A 1765-nucleotide genomic window follows, 5' to 3' on the forward strand; every position below is an offset into this window, starting at 1 on the left:
CTTTATCTTTTTGTGATAAGACTTTTGCAGCAACTTAAGCACTTCAAGGTTGTCGCCTTCAATAAAGAGGTTCCCTGTGGTATCCCAGTTAACACTCTCTTCCTTGCATGGGCGCAAGGTGCCGGTTGATGGCGTCTGGGCTATTTGACGCGCGCGAGCCTTACCCTGCCAGGTGAAGTTATAGCGCTCGTCTGAATCATTAACGGCTTCACCCAGCACCGCTTTTAAGGCGTTGAAGTCAATCTTTCCTTCCGAAAATACCTCTGGGAAAAGCTGTTTAAGTTGATCGATATTTTTTTGGGTGATATTCGCACTTTTGGACTCAGGGTAATCCAGAGTGATTTTTTCAATTGTCATCAGAGGAATAGCCTGTAATAAAAAAAGCCACGCTATGCGCAGCCTTGAATTTGAACTAGTCGGTTTGACCGACAGGTTGGGTTATCTGATTTAACCGAACTACCAAATATCTTTTGGTAGTTGGATTGTAAATTCAAAGCTTTACTCACCCTATAATTTTTAAGAATCAACTTCATTTATCTTTTATTAATGCTTTATCCGAAGTAAATCGGTTCTGGTTTTACTTCCGTTTAATGGAGTATCTATATAATGCTTCATATCACACCAGAGTTATTTTAATTCTGTTGTGAGAATACTTTAAAGCTTATTTATATGAGGATCTTCTTATGAATCGATTTGCAAAGGTTTTATTTAGCGTTCTATTGGTATCGCTCTCTTTTTCGGGACACAGCTTTCAAGCGTCAGATGAAGCGATAAACCCATATCAACTCGCAGTTTCCGTTTGGAGGTCAAACAATTCAGCTAATAAGAATAAGAAGTACGATAAAAGTAATGAATCTAAGCAAAATAATAAGGCCGGCCAAAATACTTGTGCTATTAAGAATGGTCAGAATGAGCGGGATTTTCTCGCAAATCTAACACACAATGATATTAAATATGTTTACAACTCCATCAAAGATGCGCCATGCTATCCTAAAGGGTTTAGGGCTGTCCAAGATGGCACAACTAAGAATGTGATTACCAATAAATTCGCATTACACAATTTAAGAAAGCTCTATCCCGGAAAATGGTCTAAAGTGTACATGAATGGATTTGATACGTCCGGTAGACATATTTCTATTCATTTCTTCCGGCACCAAAGCGGAAAAGTATTTAATGTAAAAATTAAATATTATTGGAGTTAACAAAGGTATTAAAAATGAAACTTTCTTATAGTTTACACGAAAAACACGCAGCCAAATTTTTTAATTTTTTAATCTTAGGTGTGTTATATGCAGTTGATAAAAAACTGATCTCTATTGATGAAGCGGAAGGATATATATTTAAACCCAACCTTCACAAATTGTTAAAAAAATTAAACGCCTCTAAAGAGCTAATTGAAGTTGCCAAACTAGGTTGTGAACTCGATGATGTAGCCGACATCGCTCCTGAGCACTATCAAGAAAGTCTTGATGAGATGATAGAAAAAGCATTATCAGCGATTCAAGATAGTGAAGAGGTGGGAAGAGCCGTATTAGAATACCGCAAAATTGAATTAGGCGGTACAGATAGAAAACCCACCGTATGGTAAACCGTGTATCCTTTTAAACCCAGTCTGACAGTCACCCATTTTATTTATCAATTTCAAAGCGGGTGGCTGTCATCTTTTTAAATCTGAGTCTTAGGCATAAAAAACCCCGCCGAGGCGAGGTCTGATAATTCAATAAGCTCTGTGACATTGCTATCACTCTTATCACAATAGCAGCAT

General features: G+C 37.6%; 2 protein-coding genes and 1 pseudogene. 2 read left to right on the forward strand and 1 reads right to left on the reverse strand.

Going from position 1 to position 1765, the window contains the following annotated elements; genetic code table 11:
* Positions 1–357: pseudogene (locus PSI23_RS21255) on the reverse strand (site-specific DNA-methyltransferase); the annotation flags it as partial.
* A gap of 326 nt (positions 358–683) precedes the next feature.
* Here PSI23_RS21255 and PSI23_RS21260 point away from each other — a divergent pair.
* Positions 684–1202 carry a hypothetical protein gene (locus PSI23_RS21260; RefSeq protein WP_273556943.1) on the forward strand — a complete coding sequence of 173 codons (519 nt, stop codon included), beginning with the start codon at positions 684–686 and terminating at the stop codon, positions 1200–1202.
* Between the two features lie 14 nt (positions 1203–1216).
* Positions 1217–1588 carry a DUF3969 family protein gene (locus tag PSI23_RS21265; RefSeq protein WP_273556944.1) on the forward strand — a complete coding sequence of 124 codons (372 nt, stop codon included), beginning with the start codon at positions 1217–1219 and terminating at the stop codon, positions 1586–1588.
* Positions 1589–1765 lie beyond the last annotated feature (177 nt).

Source organism: Xenorhabdus yunnanensis (genome assembly GCF_028598805.1).
In the GTDB taxonomy this organism is placed as follows: domain Bacteria; phylum Pseudomonadota; class Gammaproteobacteria; order Enterobacterales; family Enterobacteriaceae; genus Xenorhabdus; species Xenorhabdus yunnanensis.